Consider the following 1,195-nt stretch of genomic DNA (forward strand, 5'->3'; position numbering starts at 1 on the left):
GCCTGAACGGAGCGGTCTTCACGTCGATGGTCGAAAAAAGAACCGCAAGGCCGTCGGTGCCGGGGCCGAAATCCGGCGCCTTCCTGGTCATCCATTCGGAGCATCTGCGGTCCATCAACCTGCGCTTTGGTCTTGAATGGGGCGATCAAGCCTTGCGGCTCATAGCCTCAACCATACAATCGTCAGTGCGCGCGGAGGATCTGGTTGGACGCATGGGGACGTCGATGTTCGGGGTCTTCCTCGCCGGCGCGACCGAAGCAGAAGCCAGGGAAATCGGCGAGCGTATCAGGGCGCGCATCGCACAAGTCTATTTCGCGCCAAAAGGCACCGAGGATGCCTTGACGGTCAAGGTCGGCGGCGTGGTGTTCGAGAACCAGGTGGAGTTCGCGGACATGTTCCGGTCCGCCGAGCAGCGCATGGCCGGCGTCCAGGACGGAGCCGCGTTTGAGCTGACGCATCTCCATAGCTGATAGTCGCCGGGAACCGGAGCCAGGGGAATTGTCGGACGCGGACGCCCTCACGCTGCCGGCGGGGTAACCCGAGAAGACGCCGCCCAGGTTTCGGCGATGGCGACGATCGCCGCGTTGATCGGTCCGCTCGGGATCGCCGGCATCACCGAGGCGTCGACGACAAAGGCATTGTCGAAGCCGTTCAGCCGCAAGTCAGGATCGACGACGGCCTCGGTGTCAAGACCCATCCGGCAGGTGCCGGCCGGATGATGATGGGTGGAAGCAGCCCTGGCGATGAAAGCATCGAGTTCGGCATCGGACCGAACCGGTGCGCCTGGCAGGATCTCCGTATCGCGCCATTCGTCCAGGGCCTCATGATGGCCGACCATGCGCGCCCGCTTCAACGCCATCCTGAATGTCGCGCGATCGTGTTCGGTTTCGAGATAATGCGGATCGATGACCGGCGCATCGTTGCGGCCCGGCCCGCTCGGTGTGATGCGCCCGCGGCTTGTCGGATGGGTGACGCCGCAAAGGATGGTAAAGGCCGAGCCATAAAGCGGGGCATTCAGGCCCTCGGCCGCCGACGGAGCGACGACGCAGGCGAGCACGATATCGGGACTTCCCATGGAGCGGATCGGGTCGTCGCTGTGCAGATACATCAGCGATTCGGAGTGCTGCAGGCGGGAAGGCGGCACCGGCTTTTTGGTGCTGTAGACATTTCCAAGAGCCAGCAGATGATCCTGCAG

Annotated in this window: 2 protein-coding genes; one reads left to right on the forward strand and one right to left on the reverse strand. The window is 63.5% G+C overall.

The genetic code is table 11. The features are described 5' to 3' along the window. Positions 1-470 (forward strand): GGDEF domain-containing protein (locus ENZ74_RS32270; RefSeq protein ID WP_164761424.1); only part of this gene is annotated, 470 nt, incomplete at its 5' end. A 47-nt stretch (positions 471-517) separates the two neighbouring features. On the opposite strand, the gene ENZ74_RS32275 is transcribed toward ENZ74_RS32270, so the two are convergent. Next, on the reverse strand, positions 518-1,195 hold a 678-nt coding region (locus ENZ74_RS32275; RefSeq protein ID WP_245471059.1), incomplete at its 5' end, for a GMC oxidoreductase.

The sequence above is a fragment of the Mesorhizobium sp. M7A.F.Ca.CA.002.15.2.1 genome (assembly GCF_003998715.1).
Lineage (GTDB): Bacteria > Pseudomonadota > Alphaproteobacteria > Rhizobiales > Rhizobiaceae > Mesorhizobium > Mesorhizobium ciceri.